At 35.2% G+C, this 21,185-nt stretch carries 22 protein-coding genes and 1 pseudogene; 11 read left to right on the forward strand and 12 right to left on the reverse strand.

The window, feature by feature from the left end; genetic code table 11:
• Positions 1–193 precede the first annotated feature (193 nt).
• From Q9B79_RS25870 to Q9B79_RS25885, 4 genes and pseudogenes are all read right to left on the reverse strand, one after another.
• Entirely contained in the window at positions 194–580 is a 387-nt protein-coding gene (locus Q9B79_RS25870; protein WP_306188776.1) for a DUF2606 family protein, read from the reverse strand.
• Positions 546–1,518, reverse strand: a pseudogene (locus Q9B79_RS25875) (trypsin-like serine peptidase). The gene Q9B79_RS25870 and the pseudogene Q9B79_RS25875 overlap by 35 nt, the downstream one beginning before the upstream one ends.
• Before the next feature lie 222 nt (positions 1,519–1,740).
• Positions 1,741–3,156 (reverse strand): stage V sporulation protein SpoVR, encoded by a 1,416-nt coding sequence (gene spoVR / locus Q9B79_RS25880; RefSeq protein WP_306188778.1) that lies wholly within the window; start codon positions 3,154–3,156, stop codon positions 1,741–1,743.
• A gap of 114 nt (positions 3,157–3,270) precedes the next feature.
• Positions 3,271–3,831: a nitroreductase family protein gene (locus Q9B79_RS25885; RefSeq protein WP_000214810.1), complete on the reverse strand. Its 561-nt coding sequence runs from the start codon at positions 3,829–3,831 to the stop codon at positions 3,271–3,273.
• A 233-nt stretch (positions 3,832–4,064) separates the two neighbouring features.
• Between Q9B79_RS25885 and Q9B79_RS25890 the strand changes: the two genes are divergently transcribed.
• The 9 genes from Q9B79_RS25890 to Q9B79_RS25930 all read left to right on the forward strand — a co-directional run bounded on the left by Q9B79_RS25890 (position 4,065) and on the right by Q9B79_RS25930 (position 10,771).
• Entirely contained in the window at positions 4,065–4,661 is a 597-nt protein-coding gene (locus tag Q9B79_RS25890; RefSeq protein ID WP_306188780.1) for a hypothetical protein, read from the forward strand.
• A gap of 125 nt (positions 4,662–4,786) precedes the next feature.
• Positions 4,787–6,304 carry a spore germination protein gene (locus Q9B79_RS25895; protein ID WP_306188782.1) on the forward strand — a complete coding sequence of 506 codons (1,518 nt, stop codon included), beginning with the start codon at positions 4,787–4,789 and terminating at the stop codon, positions 6,302–6,304.
• On the forward strand, positions 6,301–7,383 hold the full coding sequence (locus tag Q9B79_RS25900) for a Ger(x)C family spore germination protein (protein ID WP_306188784.1): 1,083 nt from the start codon (positions 6,301–6,303) through the stop codon (positions 7,381–7,383). The genes Q9B79_RS25895 and Q9B79_RS25900 overlap by 4 nt, the downstream gene beginning before the upstream one ends.
• 16 nt (positions 7,384–7,399) lie before the next feature.
• Entirely contained in the window at positions 7,400–8,509 is a 1,110-nt protein-coding gene (locus tag Q9B79_RS25905) for a GerAB/ArcD/ProY family transporter (protein WP_306188786.1), read from the forward strand.
• A gap of 45 nt (positions 8,510–8,554) precedes the next feature.
• Positions 8,555–9,064 carry a PCYCGC domain-containing protein gene (locus tag Q9B79_RS25910; RefSeq protein ID WP_140968545.1) on the forward strand — a complete coding sequence of 170 codons (510 nt, stop codon included), beginning with the start codon at positions 8,555–8,557 and terminating at the stop codon, positions 9,062–9,064.
• A gap of 120 nt (positions 9,065–9,184) precedes the next feature.
• A complete protein-coding gene (locus tag Q9B79_RS25915; protein WP_048526289.1) occupies positions 9,185–9,433 on the forward strand; it encodes a YhdB family protein in 249 nt (82 codons plus the stop codon).
• Between the two features lie 165 nt (positions 9,434–9,598).
• Entirely contained in the window at positions 9,599–10,018 is a 420-nt protein-coding gene (locus Q9B79_RS25920) for a disulfide formation protein C (RefSeq protein ID WP_306188789.1), read from the forward strand.
• A gap of 12 nt (positions 10,019–10,030) precedes the next feature.
• Entirely contained in the window at positions 10,031–10,483 is a 453-nt protein-coding gene (locus tag Q9B79_RS25925) for a thioredoxin family protein (protein ID WP_306188791.1), read from the forward strand.
• A gap of 72 nt (positions 10,484–10,555) precedes the next feature.
• A complete protein-coding gene (locus Q9B79_RS25930) occupies positions 10,556–10,771 on the forward strand; it encodes a DUF1540 domain-containing protein (protein ID WP_306188793.1) in 216 nt (71 codons plus the stop codon).
• Positions 10,772–10,804: 33 nt separating this feature from the next.
• On the opposite strand, the gene Q9B79_RS25935 is transcribed toward Q9B79_RS25930, so the two are convergent.
• The 3 genes from Q9B79_RS25935 to Q9B79_RS25945 all read right to left on the reverse strand — a co-directional run bounded on the left by Q9B79_RS25935 (position 10,805) and on the right by Q9B79_RS25945 (position 12,856).
• Positions 10,805–11,056, reverse strand: a complete 252-nt coding sequence (locus Q9B79_RS25935; protein ID WP_306188795.1) for a hypothetical protein — start codon at positions 11,054–11,056, stop codon at positions 10,805–10,807.
• A 103-nt stretch (positions 11,057–11,159) separates the two neighbouring features.
• Positions 11,160–11,921, reverse strand: a complete 762-nt coding sequence (locus Q9B79_RS25940) for a L,D-transpeptidase (RefSeq protein WP_306188797.1) — start codon at positions 11,919–11,921, stop codon at positions 11,160–11,162.
• Positions 11,922–11,989: 68 nt separating this feature from the next.
• Positions 11,990–12,856, reverse strand: coding sequence for an SDR family oxidoreductase (locus Q9B79_RS25945; protein ID WP_306188800.1), 867 nt, complete (start codon positions 12,854–12,856; stop codon positions 11,990–11,992).
• Between the two features lie 202 nt (positions 12,857–13,058).
• On the opposite strand from Q9B79_RS25945, the gene Q9B79_RS25950 reads away from it, so the two are divergent.
• Complete coding sequence (locus Q9B79_RS25950; protein WP_048526278.1) at positions 13,059–14,360, forward strand: NCS2 family permease; 1,302 nt, start codon at positions 13,059–13,061, stop codon at positions 14,358–14,360.
• Between the two features lie 125 nt (positions 14,361–14,485).
• Here the strand turns inward: Q9B79_RS25950 and Q9B79_RS25955 are convergent, their stop codons facing one another.
• Positions 14,486–15,340, reverse strand: coding sequence for a patatin-like phospholipase family protein (locus Q9B79_RS25955; protein WP_306188803.1), 855 nt, complete (start codon positions 15,338–15,340; stop codon positions 14,486–14,488).
• 128 nt (positions 15,341–15,468) lie between these two features.
• Positions 15,469–15,930, reverse strand: a complete 462-nt coding sequence (locus tag Q9B79_RS25960; protein WP_306188805.1) for a MarR family transcriptional regulator — start codon at positions 15,928–15,930, stop codon at positions 15,469–15,471.
• Positions 15,931–16,070: 140 nt separating this feature from the next.
• Here Q9B79_RS25960 and Q9B79_RS25965 point away from each other — a divergent pair, with 140 nt between their 5' ends.
• Complete coding sequence (locus Q9B79_RS25965; protein WP_306188806.1) at positions 16,071–17,252, forward strand: MFS transporter; 1,182 nt, start codon at positions 16,071–16,073, stop codon at positions 17,250–17,252.
• A gap of 22 nt (positions 17,253–17,274) precedes the next feature.
• Here the strand turns inward: Q9B79_RS25965 and kdpDN are convergent, their stop codons facing one another.
• From kdpDN to kdpB, 3 genes are read right to left on the reverse strand one after another with little or no spacing between them, the layout of a single operon-like run.
• Positions 17,275–18,429: a KdpD-like non-kinase potassium sensor gene (kdpDN, locus tag Q9B79_RS25970; protein ID WP_306188808.1), complete on the reverse strand. Its 1,155-nt coding sequence runs from the start codon at positions 18,427–18,429 to the stop codon at positions 17,275–17,277.
• Positions 18,430–18,485: 56 nt separating this feature from the next.
• Positions 18,486–19,067, reverse strand: a complete 582-nt coding sequence (gene kdpC, locus Q9B79_RS25975) for a K(+)-transporting ATPase subunit C (RefSeq protein ID WP_306188809.1) — start codon at positions 19,065–19,067, stop codon at positions 18,486–18,488.
• A gap of 16 nt (positions 19,068–19,083) precedes the next feature.
• On the reverse strand, positions 19,084–21,174 hold the full coding sequence (gene kdpB, locus Q9B79_RS25980) for a potassium-transporting ATPase subunit KdpB (protein WP_306188812.1): 2,091 nt from the start codon (positions 21,172–21,174) through the stop codon (positions 19,084–19,086).
• Positions 21,175–21,185: the final 11 nt, after the last annotated feature.

Consider the following 21,185-nt stretch of genomic DNA (forward strand, 5'->3'; position numbering starts at 1 on the left):
AAGTTCTTTTACGTATAGTTCTATAACTTTCTGTACGATTAAACCAATGTATAAATACACGTTTTTAATAACTGAAATATACCTGTATTTAAATTTTCAAAATCAATAGCTTCTTCACATAAGGCTAGATCCATTCCACGTAAAATTCTTTAATGCCACAACCTGAGAAAACGGATCCCAACGGATTCGTTTTCTACAATGATATGTTTATTTTTTTCGTTTCATCTCTGTCATTAATCATAACAATCTCTGTCTCTTTATTTGGCAAAAATACGATATATTTTCCCGTCCTCACATTCCTCCAAATAACTTTTCCTTCTTCGTCTGTTTTCCCTATTGAGACCCCAATTTCTTTACTCGGTTCAGGTGATTCGTCTTTCATAAGTATAATTTCAAAATCTTTTATTGGCTGTTTTTCTTTATTTTTCACATAAAACGTTACAGAATTAACAACCTTACTAAACTTCTTTTCATTATTTGCTATAGAACTAGACATTATGATGATGACCAATACACAACATAAAATCCATAAAATCTTATTATATTTATTCAGACCATTTTTTAAGATTATTAAAAACATCGTCTGTCACCCGGTTTCCAGAATTCCAAGAATTACTTCCTACTGTATGGGTAGCTATTATTGTTACACCCGTACGAGAATAGTCATGATATACAGGTGCTCCACTTTGACATCCATAAGTGTCCATCCTATATGTTAACATTCTAGGACTAGTGCCTTCAATTGGTCCATAATCTGTCCACATAGTATATTTTTCATTTCCTACTTTATTCACACGGATACCCTGGAACTACTGCGAGTAACCCCTTTGGAGACTCTACATTAGTAGTTCTATATCCTAACCAACCTGTATAACCTCCAGGAGATCCATTTAATTTAATGGCTCCATAATCAAATTCCGAATCTCCATCATCAGTCCATCCACTTACTGAATAAAGCTTTGTCCAACTATAAGGCAAATACGGTGCTTGGTTTCCATTTCTACCAGGAGTCACAATAACATTTTCTGCCCATCCACCAAGCTTTTTATTATAAACACAGTGCCCAGCTGTAAATACTGTATCTTTACTAATTAGCGCTCCTGTACATCCATAAACCTCTTGTCCATTAAATTGAATTACTAATTGTACTATAGCCCTATAAGGATACAAAGTTGTATCAGTAACTCTAATTCGATCATCTCTTCCTATTATAGAATGTGTAAGAATATTAGATGGATAATTAAAATTACTGTCTCTTAATAAGTATCCCCAATCTTCCCCACCATGTTTACGCCCTTCAAATGAAGGTGAAACAAGATCTTCTCCCCTTCGATCATTACTATACAAAGATTGTTCTTGAAAAAGTACACGTTCTGCCTCATTTGAAACTGATGTCCACGGTACATCTTCTGCATACACCTTCTGATTCACCAAAAATACTGTACAAAAAAAGATAAAAAGAACACCAAAACTATAAAGAGCCAACCTACATCTTATAGAAATAAAGCTATCCAACATAACTTACCTCCTATACAAATGGTAGCGAACAATTGAAGATCCCTTTATAAATTCTAGTTTTTCTTTTTTTAGAAGTCAATGTAATTAATAATAATAATCATTATCAATTATATTGACTTAACAAACTCAAACAATAATTCATATTCTTTACTTTAAGTAAAAAATATAAATTAATTTTTCAAAGAAAAGAACGGACACAGTATCCTATGTCCGTTCTTCCCCTCACACATACTTCCGATGCACCATCTTCCCATCATAAGAAAACACAACGCCCTTACTCTCCACAATCGACTCCATATGCACCGTTCTTCCCCACAACTGATGAAGATATGGTAATACTTTTTCTAAGTATTTTAAATCGAGCTCGATTCCTTCGTAGCTATGTTTAATGTACAATTCTCCGTTCTTTAAGTAGTCCCCGTCTTCTACTACTAAATATGGGAAGCCGCCATTTGTCCGCATATTTACGAGCTGATCACGTACATGTTCCCACTCTTTATCTATTACTTTATATTCTTTTCCTTGGCGCTGGAATAAGTACATATCTTCTCTCATTACGAGATCTTTATTTAAGTAGTTTCTTAAGAACGATACGTCCCATTCAATTTCGCGTACTTCAAAGATTTTGTCTCGACCAGATCCTGGTTTAACGCCTCTTCGTTTCATTTCTTCTGTCGGGTTGTTGTAGCGTTCTTCAATATCTTCAAACATTTTAATACCGAGGTAGTATGGGTTAATACTCGTTTTTGATGGCTGAACGACACCTGCATTTAATTTCGCAAATTCGATTGCTTCATCAGATGTTAAGTCCATTTCGCGGAGGATGCGTTGATGCCAGTATGATGCCCAGCCTTCGTTCATAATCTTCGTTTCAAGCTGCGGCCAGAAATACAGCATTTCCTCACGCATCATCGTTAATATATCTCGTTGCCACTCTTCTAGTTCACGGCTATATTCTTCAATAAAGAGGAGTAAGTCTTTTTCTGGTTTCGGTGGAATTTTCTTCTTTTTACGTACATTGGGACGTTCCCTCTTTTTATTTCGATCATCTAAATTCCATAGGTCATCATATTGTGATGCCTTTTTCTTTTCTACTTCTTCTTCTAAATCATCAATACTCCACGCAAGTTTCGGACGCATAAGCGACGGATCAATATGCTCTTGAATAGCAAGTACGGCATCCAAAAACGTTTCTACTTCTGCCTTTCCGTACTTATGCTCATACGCTTTCACCCGTTCAGCTGTCGCTGACATACTTTCTACCATATCTCGCTTCGTATTTGAAAAACGAATATTATTTTTAAAGAAATCACAGTGTGCTAAAACGTGCGCTACAATTAATTTATTTTGAATTAACGAGTTTGTATCTAATAAAAAGGCATAACATGGATCAGAGTTAATAACGAGTTCGTATATTTTACTGAGACCTAGATCGTATTGTAATTTCATTCTGAAAAATTGCTTCCCAAAACTCCAATGTGAAAATCTCGTCGGCATCCCATATGCACCAAATGTATAAATAATTTCCGCTGGACATATTTCATAACGCATCGGATAAAAATCAAGCCCAAATCCAGTCGCAATTTCTGTAATTTCCGCAATCGCATATTGCAGTGCTTTATCGTCACTTGCTCTCATTATTTTCCCTCCTTACACTTTCCCTTAAGAAAGTGTATGATTGAGAACAAGCTTTCATGAGGATTGATTGCATAATAAAAAGACATCCTCATAAAAACGAGAATGTCTCATCTATTAACCTTCAATAATCTCCATCTTCTCCGTAATCGGCGTACGAGCTTTCCCTTCTGGTGCTTTATCGAAATAGCCAAGGTGAAGAATTCCAACGATGCGTTGACCTCTTGTTAAACCAAGTCCTTCTATAAATAATGGATTGTAGTTTAATCCGCCTGATTTCCAAACACAACCTAATCCACGTTCCCAAGCAAGAAGCTGGAAGTTTTGCATAAATGCGCATGTTGCAGCGTAATCTTCGTCACGTTGAATTTGACGAGGATCTTCATTTATATACACAACGATTTGTGCAGGTGTGCTTAAGAAACGATCCGATAAAATTTTACCGCGTTTCGCTCTTTCTTCTTCTGTGAACGAGTTTAATACTGCGTCCACTAATTTCTGACGGCCTTCTCCAATGTATAATTTACAATTCCATGGTTCACGATGTTTATGATTCGGTGCCCACGTTGCGTCGTTTAATAGTTCAATTAATAACTCTTTATCTACTGCTTTATCTGTAAATGTACGAACAGAACGTCTTTCTTTAATCACATTTGCGATGGAAGTATATGTAGTCATATTTTTCTCTCCCTTATTTTTATCTATATGTATACGTTTATTATTGATATTGATTTTCAATTTCGATTATACCTTAGTTTTTTACTATTAATCAATGTTTTATGTTGGAAAACTTTCAAAAAACATCATTTCATATTGTGAATAAAAAAACTTGATTTGTTCACAAGTATTTCACATTTTATGGAAATGATATATGTACAGTTTTCCACATTATCCATCTAGGAGGAATTTATATGTACAAAAAAATTGCAGTAAGTATGACCATGGCAGCATTATTATTCGGGGCAACCGTCCTCCCTACTTACGCTGCCACGCCAAAAGAAGTAACCTTCCATCATCATAAACCAATTTCCGAAGAAGAAATGCAGTCGCTCGAAAAACTCGGCTATAACAAACATGAAATTTGGAAAGCTGCTCACATTGCAAGAATGAGTAAAAAAGAAATAAAAGACGTTTTAGCTTACTATAAACAAAATAAATCTTGGGAGAAAACAGCTGAGCATTTCGGCGTAGATCCAAGTAAATTGAAAAAGCATCATATGGATAAAGAAACGAAAAAAGCACTACTGCAAGAATTAGCAAATATGCAAAAATCTACACCAGACGGACTAAAACAGAAAATGAAAGAATATAATATCGGATTACGTCAGCTCACAGTATTAACAATCATCTCTAAAAAAAGTAATACCCCTCTTGACGATGTACTAAAAATGAAAAAAGACGGAATGGATATGAAACAAATTGCTGAAAAATTAAATGTAAAAAAAGAAGATATACGAGCAGAAATGATTAAATTAGTAAAGTCGATTAAGGAAAAGAAAACAAATTAATACACCAAAAAGGAAGAGATTTTCAATACTCTTCCTTTTCTTTATGAACTTTCAATTTTCAAGTATAAATTCCCGTCTTTCCCAAAAACTAACACAAGTAAATGATATATGTTAGGGGTGAGAAAATGTTCGGTTTATCATCTAAGAAATCCAAAAAGACTAATCCAAAAACACTTTGTTCTATTCCAGAATTTATACAAAGCATGACAGAATCTAGCGATTTTGTCTCTTATAACGTACTTGAAAATGAAACATTATGCTTGTTTTATTATAAATCTGTCGTGGAAGCACTTATTATTAAACAATTTATTTTAACTCCTCTAAAAAAGGAATCGGATCGAATCCAAAACATCTCTGATTTATGTAATATCATCTCTATTGAAGATATTATTACCTCCCCTTCTATTGATGATATTCGTGAGAAATTATTAGGTGGATATATTTTAATACGCTTAAAAAACAATTCGAATCCCGATCAATATGCTTTAATTCGTGCCGAAAGTACTGTTTTAGGAATGCGATTAAATAACGATACAGAAAATGAATATAGCGTAATTGGGCCTAAAATCGGTTTCGTTGAAAACCTTGATACAAATATACACTTATTACGCCGAAATATTGTCACGGAGCAACTCATATTTAAAGAAGTTACCGTCGGATCTATGTCAAAAACGAAAGTAGCAGTTGCTTATATAGAAGGAGTTACAAATCAACAATTTATCAACACCGCAATACAACGGCTAGAAGACATTGACTTTGATGTCCCATTTGACGCAACTATGATTGAACAATTTATTAGTGATAATAGCAATTCACCGTTTCCTGTTCTATTACCTACAGAACGATTAGATCGAGCAATATTTGCATTAATTAGCGGGGAAGTTTTAATTTTAACAGATGGCTCTCCCTATGCTTTATCAGGCCCAACAACGTTACTAGATTTTTTTATTTCGCCAGAGGACTATTATTTACCGTGGATGATTGGTTCATTCTTTCGTATCATTCGTTTTTTTGGGGCTATATTTTCTCTTTTTTCCTCTGCCATTTATACAGCAGCTTTAACATATCATTATCAAATGATTCCTGCCGACTTACTAGGCCCTATTATTTTCTCGAGAGCTAACGTACCTTTCCCGCCTATTCTAGAAGCACTTTTTTTAGAAATTACAATCGAATTGCTGCGTGAAGCGGGAGCACGTTTACCGACAAAAGTTGGACAAACGATTGGGATTGTTGGTGGGATTGTAATTGGACAAGCATCCGTTGAGGCAGCTTTAACGAGTACAATTTTATTAATTGCAGTTGCTTTATCCGCCCTTGCATCTTTCACAACACCGACTGTAAAGATGTCTTCTACTATTCGGTTGTTACGCTTTCCACTTATTCTTTTAGCCGGTGCATTCGGAGGATTAGGCCTTATTGTCGGATTTGTATTTATTTTAGCTCATTTAATTAAATTAAAATCACTTGGATCACCTTATTTATTACCTTTATATCCATTTCGTGGTTTAGGTACAGCAGAAGGTTTCCTTCGACTACCATTTAGTCAAACGGCACAAAGGCCTTCCTTCCTTAGACCCACATCAAAATGGCGCTATAATCCGAACAAAGCAAAGCGAAAACGTGATGGTGATAAGGAATGAAAAAACTCTTATTGTACATTATTATTATCTTTTTCATTCTACAAACTGGCTGTACACAAACGTATATAGTGGATACACAGCGTATTATTCATATTGCTGGATTTGACATCACAAAAAATAAACAATTCCAAGGAACTATCTTATTCCCAGAATACACACATGGTGTAAAGTCTAAGCCAGAGACTCAATCAACATCTGCTCGTTCACTTGAAACAATTGCCTCACGACTAAATGCGAAATCTCCTCACAATGTTGTTGTAGGTCAAATGCGTGTCGTCCTATTTGGAAAAGCTCTAGGAGAGCGTGGCATGGGAGAAATTATTACTAACTTACAACGTGATCCAAATATCGGGCGTGATGTACAACTGGCAATTGTAGATGGATCGGCTGAAGAACTTTTAAATTACGGAAAAAAAAATGGTTCATTATATATTGCTGATTTACTCGAGCAAAATATAAGAAATGAGAACATTCCACAAACCGAATTAAACGTTTTTTTATATAATTATTACTCCTCTGTATGTGATGCCTACGTCCCTTATATTAAAATGGACGATAATCATTCTGTCGCTGTCAAAGGACTTGCCTTTTTAAAAGGTGATAAAGTCGTCATGTATACGGATAAAAGACATTCTGTTTTAGCAAAATTACTTATTAATCCTACGAAAAATGGACGTTACGAAGCAGCAATAACAAAGGATAAACATAAAGGTATGGTTGTTATACAAAACTTAGCTGGGAAAAATAAATATGATATAGATCAAACTGGCGACATACCAAAAGTAAAAATCCATTTAAAATTAAATGGTTTAATTAAAAACTCTCCTAATTGGATTGATTTAAGAAAAGAAACTAATATCAACTATATAAAGAAACAAATTGAACGAAATGTTGAAAAAGACTGTGAAGATTTAATAAAACAATTTCAAAAAAAGGAGATTGATCCTTTAGGAATACGAGACGAAATTAGAAGCCATACGAGAAAATGGAATATAAAACAAATTCGAAATATGTATAAAAATGTAGCGGTGGATATAAATTTAGATCTTAATATTGTACAATCTGGAATCGGGGAATAGTGAGGTGAAATAAGCAATGAATACAATGAATAAAGCAAAGACAGTCTCTCCATACTTTGCATTTATTTTATTACATTCGCTTCAAGTTGGAATAGGAGTTCTTGGATATCAACGTGTAATTTTAAAAAACGCTGGTTATGATGCCTGGATTTCTCTTATTATTGCGGGAATTGCAACCCATATTGTGCTGTTTTGTATGTTAAAAATGTTAGAAAAAGATGGAGATTTAATTAGCATTCATACAACAAGTTTCGGAAAATGGTTTGGCTCTATATTTTCTGTAATTTTCACTCTTTATTGCTTATTATTTTGCCTTACTGTTCTCCGTACATATATGGAAGTGATACAAGTTTGGATCTTCCCTACCATTAAGTTATGGAAACTTACCCTTATGTTTTTATTAGTCACTTACTACATTATAAAAGGTGGCTTCCGTTCTGTGACAGGGATATGTTTTTGGGGTATTGTACTTCCTATTTTCGTTGTGTTCTTTTTAATCTATCCAATGAAATATGCTCATTTCCGTAATATTTTACCTATTTTTACACATTCACCTGTTGACATACTTATATCTGCAAAACAATCTGCATTAGAGTTTCTCGGCTTTGAAACAATTCTTATTTTCTATCCATTTATTGAAAAGGGAAACTCTTTAAAAAGATGGGCTCATGCAGGAATTTTTTTTAGCACTTTGATTTATGTAGTTTTAGCTATTGTATCTTTTATGTATTATAGTGAAGGACAATTAAATCATACTATTTGGCCTACTTTAACGATGTTAAAAATAATTAAAGTTCCTTTCATTCAACGGTTTGAATATATTATTATTTTTGTTTGGTTTTTAATTATTTTGCCGAATCTTTGTTTAACTATTTGGTCATCATGTCAAACGATGAAACGTTCATTTCATATTTCATTTAAATTTACATTACCGTTTTTTATTTTCATCGTTTTTATAGCTTCTTTATTTTTTAAAAACCGTGAAAGTATCAACACATTAAATACAGTACTATCTCAAGCTGGCTTATATATTGTATATGCTTATATCCCGGTTTTATTTCTATTTCATTCAGTGCGATGGCGCTTCAAAAATCGGTCAAAAAAATCTTCACCCGACACACCATAATCTCTGATACAATTTGATTAATACATTTGTAAAGGGGACAAGCGTATGAAGAAATATGTATTTTCTTTACTTGCAGTACTGAGTTTAATTCTTGCTGGATGCGGAGCTACTAGTACAAATGAAAAAAAATCATCTGAATCAAAAGAAGAGCATGACCACGCCACGCACACTCAGCAAGCTGACATTCAAGAAAAAACAAAAGGAGTCGACACACTTCCTACCTTCCTAGACAAGCTTGATCCACAAATGAAAGACATCTACACTGTCGCTGGGCAAAATGCAGAGCTATTAGATTGGATTCCATGTTACTGCGGTTGCGGTGAAAGTGTAGGACATAAAAATAATAAAAACTGCTTTATTCGTGAAATTAAAAAGAATGGTGAAGTTGTTTGGGATTCCCACGCAACGACTTGTGTCAATTGCTTAGAAATCGCTGTTGAATCTGCTTCGATGAAACAAAAAGGAAAATCAACGCTTGAAATTCGCAACTATATCGACAATAAATACAAAGAGGGCTATGGCAAGCCAACACCTACGCCAATGCCGAAAGCTTAAAAACGAGGAAATTCCTCGTTTTTTCTTTTCATTCGCTTTTTTTCTTAACAAATTCTTTCAAGTGTATTTCTCCTTGCTTGTCACACACTATATATAACTCCTCAGTAAGGAGGGTACACAGTGCAAACATATAACGACTATGATAAAGCTCTCTATTACACTTATTGCTGTAATTGGGATAAATTACTCGTTCTTATGGTTCAAACGAACGATCAATTATTTTCTAAGCGTATTGAACATTTTTTACACGCTTATCAATACAGTAAAGAACTACCAGAAGTTGATAAACAATTGCAGCTCCTATTTCAATATATTGACCATGCATCACAAAAGTCACATATAGATGAAGTAGAGCAAATTCAAATGTAAAATATAGCGCTATTCTCTTTATGAGAATAGCGCTTTTTTAAAATGTTCATATCAATAAAAGTTTCTCCTTATAAAACTTTTATTGATAAACATATTTTTTCTTTCTTTTCTGTACCACTTCATACTATAATTTAGTATGTAACTATTATAAGAGAGGTATAAAATATGGGACGAGAAAAAAAGCAAGAATATGCTTTACTTACCGCATGGGGAGCTTCTTTTATCGCTACACTAGGAAGTCTTTATTTTTCCGAAATCATGAAATTTGAACCTTGTGTACTTTGTTGGTATCAACGTATTTTTATGTATCCATTCGTTTTATGGCTTGGTATCGCTATAGCAAAGAAAGATTATCGCATCGCAAGTTATTCTTTACCAATTGCAAGTATTGGTGCTTGTATTTCTTTATATCACTATGCAATTCAAAAAGTCCCAGCATTTTCAGCTGCTGGAGCAGCTTGCGGCCGTGTACCTTGCACCGGAGAATTCATAAACTGGTTTGGTTTTATTACAATCCCGTTTTTAGCACTTATCGGCTTTATTACAATCGCTGTATGTAGTTTTATTGTAATAAAAAACAAATAAGGAGATGAAACAATGAAAAAAATGCTTATATTTGGTGGTATTATTATCGCCTTATTTGCGGCAATTTTTGCTGTCACACAAATGGAAGAAAAAAATGCTACTAGCCAAAAAATTGATAATGCTACTGATAGTAAAACAAATGGTCCTGACTACTATACAAACAAAATCTCTCTTTCAGATCTTCAAAAGAATTTAAATGAGAAAAAAGAAGAAACAGTATACTTTTATCAAACATCTTGTGTTCATTGTCAAAAGCTATCTCCTGTCGTAGTACCAATGGCTAAAGACTTGAACGTTGATATGAAAGTGATGGATATCGAAAAAATAGATGCTCCTTGGGATGAATATAAAATTAAAGGAACTCCAACAATCATTCACTTTAAAGATGGCCAAGAAGTAAGCCGTATTAGTGGTGAACAGCCGAAGGACAAATTAAAAGAATGGCTGGAGCAAACGAAAAAATAACGAGAAAAGGAAACTCCTTCTACACATGAAATGGGCGTAAAATCCCAAACTAATGTATAAGGAGGGGGTTTTATGCCAGAAGTAAGATGCTCTGTTTCCAATTGTTCATTTTGGGGACAAGGTAACTTTTGTCAAGCAAATGCGATTATCGTTCAGCCAGATGCGGATGAAACAGGTCAAACTGAAAATGAATCGTATACAAGTGCAGTTTTAACAAACGAGACGCTAGAAAGTTCTGTAGCAACGAGTGTAGAAACTTGTTGTCATACATTTAAACCAAAATATTAAACATAAAAAGCATACGATTACTCGTATGCTTTTTTACATTCCTCTCCAAAAATCATGCATGATAAAAAAGTACAAAATAACGAGAATAGCTGTCCCGCATAGGGTAATGCGCCGATATATACTCCGCTCTCCTTCTCTTGCTTTCACAAATGCCAAAATAAATCCGAAGAACAATATTAAATCAACATATGGAACATAAAAAGAAAAAACGAGAAATGCATACAAATACACGATAAATAAACAGGTCGTTACTAAGAAAACTTTAAAAGCAAATTCACTTTTCATAATGTAACCGCCCCCTATCTGTACTGTATTATATTCAGCCAAATACAATAGTTGCAGTTAAACTCGAAGTAGAAATAAGCTACCGTCTGTAATACGGTAGCCATTATGGAACATTATATTTCCGTTTATATATATCACTTAAAGTCGAAGTAGGAATTTGCTCATAACGAATTTTTTCTCCTGTTTCATCCATAATATACAAATTGTTTCCTATATAATATATTCCATCTTTTCGTTTTGAATACACCCTATATCTTTCATTCGGCAATACTGTTTTCACTTTCGTTAACTGCCCATTTGGTTCTTGCCAATATATATCGGCACGGTCTACTAACGTAAGCATACCAATTTGCTCTTCCTCTACTTTACGACCATTCCAGCTCACAACGCGGTAGCCAAGCTTATTTGCTTCATATTCAGGGCTCGTATGAAAACGGGAAATGATTACTTTTGTTTGTAGTTGGACTCGGTCATATAGCCACTGTATATCCCGGTCATGCATACGAATACAACCATTTGATTCCCTACTTCCAATTGTCCATTCCCGATTTGTCCCGTGAATCGCATACTCCTTTTTATCTAGTCCAAGCCACCTCGTACCAAGGGGGTTATTCGGTGCACCACCAGCTATTTTTTTCCGATGGTATTCTTTATTTTTAAATTTAGTTATAATACAGAAATTACCTTCAGGCGTAGGTGTACGATCTCTTCCAGTTGTTACGGGGAATGTTTTTGTATAATTTCCATTTTCAAAAAAAGATAATTGGTTTGTCGTAAGATTCACTAATATTAAATGATCTGTGTCAGCAAAGGCACTAACTGGTATGATGAAAAATAATAGTATGACGAAACATAATTTTTTCATCTATCTCTCTCCCCTAGCGCTCACTATAATAAGTGGAATTAACTTTACTTTGCTCTTATAAATGAAAACTATCCATTTACAATAACGCCCCCATTTACATGTATCATTTGCCCGGTAACATAGGATGAATCACCAGACGCTAAGTATACGTATGCTGGTGCTAATTCATACGGTTGACCAGGCCTTTGCATCGGAACATTGCTCCCGAACTGAGCAACCTTCTTCTCATCAAAGCTTGATGGAATAAGTGGTGTCCAAATTGGCCCAGGTGCAACACCATTTACACGAATCCCTTTTTGCACTAACGATTGAGAAAGTGACCTTGTAAAAGCTACGATTGCTCCTTTCGTTGCCGAGTAATCGATTAAAGTTTCATTTCCTTCATAGGCAACAATAGACGCCGTATTTATAATGACATCCCCCTGCTTTAAATGAGAAAGTGCTGCTTTCGTAACGTGAAAATAAGAAAAAATATTAATACGAAAAGTCTTTTCTAACTGTTCTGCTGTAATATATTCTAACCCTTGCTGTGGATATTGCTGCGCGACATTATTTACTAAAACATGTAAACTACCTAGTTGCTTGACAGTCTCTTCTACAATATCTTTACAATGCTGTTCATCACTTAAATCACCTGGTAACAACACACACTTTACACCTTCTTGTTCTACACGTTGCTTCGTCTCATTTGCATCCCCATCTTCATCTAAATACGCAATCGCAATATTCGCTCCCTCTTTCGCAAAAGCGATGGAAACAGCTCGTCCAATCCCGCTATCCCCTCCTGTAATTAATACATTCTTTCCTTTTAACTTTTCGCTTCCTTTATAGTTTGGATCTTCAAACTGGGGAAGTGGATTCATTAACGATTCAACACCGGGCTGTTTATTTTGATGTTGGGCAGGCATTGTTACAAAGTTTTTTTGCTGCGGCATATCTTCTTTCAACTCCTTTTCCTTATAATATGCGCACAATAAAAACTGAAATTCACACTCGTTTTACGATTAATATTCGAATTTAAGACACAAAATATGAATTGTTGTAAACTTTTTATGCAAAACTATTGCAAAATAGTTAAAAAACGAATATTATATATAACTGTTGTGAAAATTATTCGTAAACAGAAAGGATGTTTATATGTTTAACCTTTCAAAACATAAAACTTCTATTAAAACTGAAATTATGGCAGGTATTATTACCTTCTTAACAATGGCATATATCATTGTCGTAAACCCTGTCATCCTTGGGGATGCAGGTGTTCCATTTGAACAAGCATTTACAGCAACCATTATCGCTGCTGTTGTCGGAACATTATTTATGGCGATCTTTACAAACTTACCAATCGCAATTGCACCAGGTATGGGATTAAATGCTTACTTCTCTTACTCTGTTGTAAAAGCTCATGAAGGCATGACTTTCGCAATTGCATTCTCTGCTGTATTCGTAGCAGGTATGATTTTAATTTTGTTATCATTCACATCTTTCCGTACAAAATTAATGGAAGCAATTCCTGAAAACTTAAAACATGCAATTACTGCTGGTATCGGTCTTTTCATCGCCTTTATCGGTTTACGTTTAACAGGTATCGTTACAAAAAATGAAGCAAACTTAGTTGGACTTGGTGATCTTCACTCTGCTCCAGTACTACTAGCATTAGCTGGACTTGGAATTACAATTATCCTTATGTCTTTAAATGTAAATGGTGCGCTATTTATCGGCATGCTATTAACTGGTATTATCGCTTTCTTCACAGGACAATTAACATTCTCAAACGGTGTTACATCAATGCCTGGATTACCAGAAGGAATTATCGTTTCAAATCCAATTACTGCTGTATCTGATGTAATTAACTACGGATTATACGGCGTTGTATTTTCATTCTTCCTTGTTACATTATTCGATACAACAGGAACATTACTTGGTGTAGCTCAACAAGGTGGATTTATGAAAGACGGAAAACTTCCAAAAGCTGGACGAGCTCTTCTATCTGACTCATTCTCAGCAACAATCGGTTCCATGTTCGGAACAACACCATCAACAGCTTACATTGAATCATCTGCTGGTGTTGCAGCTGGTGGTCGTACTGGTTTAACAACTGTTACAGTAGCTGTTCTATTCGCACTAGCAGCATTCTTCGGGCCATTAGTAAGTGCCGTTTCTGGTGTATCAGCTATTACTGCACCATCATTAATTATCGTTGGTAGTCTTATGATGGGTTCAGTTCGCCACATCGATTGGGATGCATTTGATGAAGCATTCCCAGCATTCTTAGTAATCTTAAGCATGCCACTTACATCAAGTATCGCAACAGGTATCGCACTTGGATTTATTTCATACCCACTTATGAAGGTGGCAAAAGGTAAATTCCGTGCTGTTCACCCACTTGTGTATGTATTTGGAATCTTGTTCGCTTATCAATTAATTTTCTTACCACATTAAAATCCCTCATAAAGAGGGATTTTTTTATACATAAAAAGTAGAGTATCAAAATTCGATGCTCTATTTTCCTTTTTTAAAAGCAATATAAAAAGACTGCAGAGAAATTCTTCTCCGCAGCCTAATCATTACTTTTGTAAAAACGCCTGTAAATCTGCAAACTGTCTCTTTGCATCTTCATAGCCTTGCTCATATAGATTTCGTAGTTTTGCTGTATCTTTTTCCATACGATCTACTTGAAGCGGCACTTCTGGGCGAATAACAAATAAATTCCCAGCTTGTTCTTCTTTTTCAATGTAGTGCAGTGTTTCATTATATACTTCATAACGATTCAACATCGTCTTCACAAGGTTCGGATATTTTTTATATGCTTTCGCTGCCACCCATCCAAACTTTGATTTTTTCTTCGCATAACCATGATTTCTCGTTAAAATCACGACTGATTTTTTAAATCCATCTTCTTGTGCTTTACGAACTGGAATTGGATCTGAAATCCCGCCATCTAATAATTGCTTACCACGGTAATTTACTACAGGTGCAATGAAAGGCAATGAACTAGATGCTTGTAATAAATTTAGTGCATCATCATTCGTTCCTTCTTTTTCAAAGTAAACAGACTGTCCTGTTTCACAATCCGTCGTTCCTACAAGGAAACGTTCTGGACTATTAAAGTATGTTTCAAAGTCAAACGGAACATGTTTTTCTGGAATTTCATGAAAAATGAACTCCATATCAAATAGCTGGCGTTTTCTCCATAAATTTTTATACGATAAATATTTCGGATGTGATGCATAATCAATATTTACTGTTTTATTTCTATTTCTTTGTCTGGAAAGATACGACGCTGCATGACAAGCACCAGCTGATACACCAATTACATATGGAAAGTATAAATCTTGTTCCATAAAGTATTCTAATATCCCGCCCGTATATACACCACGCATACCGCCGCCTTCTAATACTAACCCCGTACTTTCAAGCATGTTATTCTCTCCTCTTTATATATTGACTCTTTAATTATTCACCATGTTAAGTATCTATTTCTATTATATATGAGTTCTTTTAGAAATTATATTCAAAAGGCTTGAAATGAAGGAGTTTTTTCTTCCAATTATATTTCCAAATGTTTGGAGACATCCTTTATAAATCTTTGAATAAAATCTTGCTCTTCTCTCGTATATCTATCTAAAAGTAACAGCCACTTTTCTTCAGCTTGTTTATGCAATTTATCATGAGCTTTATATATTTCATTTCCGCTTTCCGTTAAACGGAAGAATATTTCTTTTTGATTATCTAACATTTGCATCTTCTCAACGAATTGCTTTTGAAACAACTTTGTACAAATTTTAGAGATTGCACCTTTCGTCATTCCCATTTCCGTCGTAATAGCAGTTACATTCATCAAACCATTTTTCCCGATACAATCGATCACATGTAACTCAGATAAAGACATACCACTTATACCTGTCTCACGAAGAAACTTCTCATTTTTCCCTTTCAAGTGTTCTTCTTTTTTATGTAAAAGTGTACGAATGTCCGAAAGTATTTCCATTTGTTTCGTTGCATAATCCAATCCGTTCGCCCCCTAAGTTTCCAAAGAAACAATTTAACTATATACCATTTTAAAATCATTTTTTCATATTTACAAGTAAGAAAATCATGTTAAAATAAATTTGGTTTCCTAGGAAACCAAATAATAAGGAGGTTAACATAATGAAAAAATCCAAACTACATTTCATTTTATATGTCGTCTGTATGAGTGCCTTACTCGGTTCCTTCGCTCAAAATATTTACACGCCTATCTTGCCCATGATTCAAGGTTCTTTTCACACTTCTCTTTATTTTGTAAATGTAACAGTTTCACTTTTCACATTCGTTCTTGCAATTATGCAGCTCATATATGGACCTTTAATTGATACAAAAGGGCGAAAATCTGTCCTTATCCCTAGTTTGATCATTAGTACAATTGGTTCAATCGGATGTGCTTTTTCGGCCAACATTTATTTATTTCTATTTTTTAGAGCTGTTCAAGCTATAGGAATAGCGGCTATACCTGTAGTCGCAGCAACGATTATTGGTGATTTATTTGAAGGAAAAGAACGAGGAGAAGCAATGAGTCTTTATCAAATGTTACTTGCCCTCGCACCTGCGATTGGCCCCCTCATTGGTGGTTATCTTGGTAGTATAAACGGCCATGTATCCGTATTTCTCTTTTTATCTATACTTGGCATTCTCTTATTAACGATAAACATTTCACTACTTCCAGAAACAAAACCAACTGTAAGTAAGCAACCGCAAGCAAAAAAGAATTACTGGTTTATCTTAAAAAATAAAACTGGATTTTCTATTAATCTTATTGGCTTTATTCAATTTTGTATTTACTTTTGTTTCCTCGTTTTTTTACCGAGTATTTTAACGAATTTATTTCACTTAACTACAAGTACAATTGGTCTTATGTTTGTACCGATGTCCCTTTCTATTATGTTAGGAAGTTATTGCTTCAAGCTTTTGCAAAAGCGCCTCACAATAAAGCAAGTTTTATTCATTACTAGTTTCTTCAATATTATATGTGTCACTTTATTCTCTTTCACATATAGCATCAATATCCCATTCATCATTATCGTTACATCTTTGTACGGTTTTAGTATGGGGATTTCTATGCCAACACACACTACTTTATTAACAGAAGAATTCGTACAAGAACGCGCAACTGCTATCGGTATATACAACTTCATCCGCTATCTTGGTATGGGCACAGGGCCACTTGTAGGTGGATTTTTTGTATTTAATCAAAATTACTTTTGGATTTTCTTCCTAGGTGCAATTATGTTTCTACTCATAATCTTATATGCGATAAAAATGCTACGCTTCCCTGCCACACAAAAAGCAAAATAGAGACCTACAGATGGTCTCTATTTTAAGCTCTTTGATCCGCAACGATATGAATATCAATATACTTCGTTTGCCTCATAATTTCATTTACAATTGAACCTTTTCGGATTTCTTCCCAACGTGTTCTTGCCGATTGCCCGAGTAAAATTTGCGTTACTTGTAGTTTTTTCGCGATTTCAATAATAACATCCGCTGGCTTTCTTCCTTTGGCCTCTTCTAAAACAAAACTCGCATCAAATTGATTCGTTAGCGACTTCCACTCTTCAATCGTTTGCTTTTTCCCTGCTGAAAGAGAATCTATATTTTCCCTTTCAACGTTTAATACATACAATTCAGCGTTTAATCGATCCGCCATGCGCCATCCCCGTCTTATTAATTTTTCCGCTGTTGAACTGTATTGTACACAAACGAGAATTTTTTCTTTCACGCCAATCGGCTCTATCACTGTTTGGCTAATTTTCTCGTCCATATCATCGGCAACTTCACGAAGCGATAATTCTCTGAGTGCCCCTAAATTATTAAGCGTGAAGAAATTTTGCAAGCTTTGCTGAATTTTTTCCTCTTTATATATTTTCCCGTCTATTAATCTCTTCCTTAATACTTCCGGCGTTGCATCGACGAGCTGAATTTCATTTGCTTTTTGTAAAATAAAATCTGGAATACGTTCTCTTACTTTTACATTCGTAATTTGAGCTACAATATCATGAACACTTTCTAAATGTTGGATATTAAACGCTGATAATACGGATATACCAGCCTCTAATAATTCCTGTACATCCATATAACGTTTCTTATTTTTAGATCCAGGAATATTACTATGCGCGAGTTCATCCACAACAACAACTTGCGGTGCACGTTTTATAATTCCTTCCACGTCTAGTTCATAAAATACTTTCCCTTTATAATCTATTTCTTTTAAAGGAACTTGTTCTAAATCAGCAATTGCGTCTTCTGTTTCTTTTCTCCCGTGCGTTTCAATTAAACCAATTACAATATCCGTACCGTCCTTTTTCATCTCTCTAGCATCATAGAGCATTTTATAACTTTTCCCTACCCCTGGAGCCGCTCCTACATATAACTTTAACTTCCCGCGATTTTGCTGCCGGATATATTCTAAATATTCCTCTGGCGTTCGCCTTTGAAAAGTTGGTTTATAGTCATCCACATACAAAACACTCACAACCTTTCTTTCGAAACAACGCTACCTCAATCCGTTAGATTGAGGTAGCACTGTTACTATTTCATTAATTTCTGTAATTCTAAATTTAACTTTAAGACGTTCACGCGGTTCTCTCCAAATAAGCCAAGTGCCGCACCTTCCGTTTGATCCTTAATCAATTGATCTAGCATTTCTTTCGGAATTTTCGTTAATTTTGAGATGCGATTCACCTGTACAGAAGCGGCCTTTGGGCTAATGTCAGGATCAAGCCCTGAACCTGAATTCGTCACTAAATCAATTGGTACTTCTGTCACTGGAACAGCCCGGTTTTGTTTCTTCCATTCTTCAATACTTTTCTCTACTCGTTTCTCTAAATCTGGATTAGACGGTGCATAGTTATTGGAACCAGACGCTTCCGCTTTATATTCAATACTAGAAACACGCCCATGAAAATAACGTGGGTCTGTGAAATTTTGACCGATTAATTTAGAACCAATCACTTCATTTTTATCATTATATATTAGACTTCCATCCGCATTATCCTTCATTACCGCTTGTGCAATACCAGTTACAATAAGCGGGTATACAAGGCCACACAACACTAAAAATGTAAAAGTAATCCGGATGATTGGTGATAGTATACTTTGTTTCTTCGCCATCTTTTTCCCCTCTTCCTTATATAAACAAGCCGACAATTATATCAATTACTTTAATTCCAATGAACGGTACAATCACTCCGCCAAGTCCATAAATAAGTAAGTTTCGGCCAAGTAGTGCATTCGAACTCATCGGTTTATATGCGATACCTTTCATCGCCAATGGAATAAGTAACGGTATAATAACTGCATTAAATATTAATGCTGATAAAATCGCTGACAGTGGTGATGTTAGTTTCATAATGTTTAATGCTTCCATTTGCGGAATCGCAAGTGTAAACATTGCTGGAATGATTGCAAAATATTTCGCGATATCATTCGCAATACTAAACGTCGTTAACGCACCACGCGTCATTAACAATTGCTTACCGATTCCTACAACCTCAATAATTTTTGTCGGGTTCGAATCTAAATCAATCATATTCGCTGCTTCTTTCGCAGCTGTCGTACCGCTATTCATTGCTAATCCAACGTCAGCTTGCGCTAGTGCCGGAGCATCATTTGTACCATCACCTGTCATCGCTACGAGTTTTCCTTTATCTTGCTCTGCTTTAATAACCGCAATTTTATCCTCTGGTTTGCACTCAGCAACGAATTCATCTACCCCTGCTTCTTTTGCAATGGTTGCTGCTGTTAATGGGTTATCCCCCGTACACATAACCGTTTTAATCCCCATTTGACGCAACTGTTCAAAACGTTCACGCATACCAGGTTTTACTGTATCTTTTAAATAAATCAAACCGTAAATACGATTATTCACTGCAACTACAAGTGGTGTTCCGCCCTCTTTTGAAATGAAATCTGCTTTTTGATTTACATCTTTCGGAATCGTTCCGCCTTGTGACTGAACCCATTCAATCACGCTACCTACAGCACCTTTTCTCACTTTCGTTCCGTCCTGTAAATCAACACCACTCATTCTCGTTTCTGCTTTAAACGGAACAAACTCACCTTGTTCTGCAATTTCTCGATTATATGATATAGACTTCGTTTTTACATATTCGATAACTGATCGACCTTCTGGTGTTTCATCTAAAACTGAGCTAATAGCTGCCCATTTCCCTACTTGCTCAATCGTTTCATTTCCTACAGGTAATAATGTATGAGCCATGCGGTTCCCGAAAGTAATCGTACCTGTTTTATCTAAAATAATTGTATTAATATCTCCCGCAGCTTCTACTGCTTTCCCTGACATCGCTAACACATTAAACTTTGTCACCCGGTCCATCCCAGCAATACCAATCGCTGATAATAACCCACCAATTGTCGTTGGAATTAAACAAACTAATAACGCAACAAGTACAGCTGTATCAATTTGAAATCCTAAATAGTTTGTAAAAATCGGTAACGTCACAACAACGATTAAGAAAATAAGAGTTAAGCTCGTTAATACTGTATTTAAAGCAATCTCATTCGGCGTTTTTTGACGAGCAGCCCCTTCTACTAACGAAATCATTTTATCAATAAATGATTCACCAGGATTACTCGTAATGACAATCGTGATTTCATCACTTACAACCATCGTACCGCCTGTCACGGAACAAAAATCACCGCCCGCTTCTTTTATAACAGGAGCTGATTCTCCTGTAATCGCAGATTCATCAACAGACGCTAACCCTTTTATAACTTCCCCATCACTTGGAATCATTTCTCCTTGTTTTACAATAACAACGTCACCTTTTCTCAAATCAGTTGCTGAAACTTGAACAATATCCCCATTTTCTTTTACAACATTTGCAAACACATCTTTCTTCGATTGTTTTAAAGAATCAGCTTGCGCTTTCCCCCGCCCTTCCGCTAACGCTTCTGCAAAGTTAGCAAATAAAACTGTAAATAAGAGAATGAGAGAAACTGTTATATTAAACCATCCTGGTACACTACTAGAATGACTTGGAAGAAACGATAAAATGAACGTAATGACAAACCCAATTTCTACAACGAACATAATCGGATTCTTTATCATAACTTTCGGATTCAATTTCGCAAAGGATTGTTTCATCGCATGTTTCACGATATCACGATCCATCGTTTTCGCTTGTCTAACCTCATCTTCTACCGCATGTATGTGTGACTCATTCACTCTTTTTTCTTTTACCACTACCGGTCTCATCATTTACCCTC

It is taken from the genome of Bacillus sp. MHSD_36 (genome assembly GCF_030757775.1).
Lineage (GTDB): Bacteria > Bacillota > Bacilli > Bacillales > Bacillaceae_G > Bacillus_A.

Bases quoted from the DNA above. Each gene is read 5' to 3' on its own strand.
- Q9B79_RS25920 (WP_306188789.1), top strand. From the start codon at position 9,599: ATGGGACGAGAAAAAAAGCAAGAATATGCTTTACTTACCGCATGGGGA.
- Q9B79_RS25950 (WP_048526278.1), top strand. From the start codon at position 13,059: ATGTTTAACCTTTCAAAACATAAAACTTCTATTAAAACTGAAATTATG.
- spoVR (WP_306188778.1), bottom strand. From the start codon at position 3,156: ATGAGAGCAAGTGACGATAAAGCACTGCAATATGCGATTGCGGAAATT.
- Q9B79_RS25870 (WP_306188776.1), bottom strand. From the start codon at position 580: ATGTTTTTAATAATCTTAAAAAATGGTCTGAATAAATATAATAAGATT.
- Q9B79_RS25965 (WP_306188806.1), top strand. From the start codon at position 16,071: ATGAAAAAATCCAAACTACATTTCATTTTATATGTCGTCTGTATGAGT.
- Q9B79_RS25940 (WP_306188797.1), bottom strand. From the start codon at position 11,921: ATGAAAAAATTATGTTTCGTCATACTATTATTTTTCATCATACCAGTT.
- Q9B79_RS25935 (WP_306188795.1), bottom strand. From the start codon at position 11,056: ATGAAAAGTGAATTTGCTTTTAAAGTTTTCTTAGTAACGACCTGTTTA.
- kdpB (WP_306188812.1), bottom strand. From the start codon at position 21,174: ATGAGACCGGTAGTGGTAAAAGAAAAAAGAGTGAATGAGTCACACATA.
- Q9B79_RS25955 (WP_306188803.1), bottom strand. From the start codon at position 15,340: ATGCTTGAAAGTACGGGGTTAGTATTAGAAGGCGGCGGTATGCGTGGT.
- Q9B79_RS25925 (WP_306188791.1), top strand. From the start codon at position 10,031: ATGAAAAAAATGCTTATATTTGGTGGTATTATTATCGCCTTATTTGCG.
- Q9B79_RS25895 (WP_306188782.1), top strand. From the start codon at position 4,787: ATGTTCGGTTTATCATCTAAGAAATCCAAAAAGACTAATCCAAAAACA.
- Q9B79_RS25910 (WP_140968545.1), top strand. From the start codon at position 8,555: ATGAAGAAATATGTATTTTCTTTACTTGCAGTACTGAGTTTAATTCTT.
- Q9B79_RS25885 (WP_000214810.1), bottom strand. From the start codon at position 3,831: ATGACTACATATACTTCCATCGCAAATGTGATTAAAGAAAGACGTTCT.
- Q9B79_RS25890 (WP_306188780.1), top strand. From the start codon at position 4,065: ATGTACAAAAAAATTGCAGTAAGTATGACCATGGCAGCATTATTATTC.
- Q9B79_RS25905 (WP_306188786.1), top strand. From the start codon at position 7,400: ATGAATACAATGAATAAAGCAAAGACAGTCTCTCCATACTTTGCATTT.
- Q9B79_RS25945 (WP_306188800.1), bottom strand. From the start codon at position 12,856: ATGCCGCAGCAAAAAAACTTTGTAACAATGCCTGCCCAACATCAAAAT.
- Q9B79_RS25900 (WP_306188784.1), top strand. From the start codon at position 6,301: ATGAAAAAACTCTTATTGTACATTATTATTATCTTTTTCATTCTACAA.
- Q9B79_RS25930 (WP_306188793.1), top strand. From the start codon at position 10,556: ATGCCAGAAGTAAGATGCTCTGTTTCCAATTGTTCATTTTGGGGACAA.
- kdpC (WP_306188809.1), bottom strand. From the start codon at position 19,067: ATGGCGAAGAAACAAAGTATACTATCACCAATCATCCGGATTACTTTT.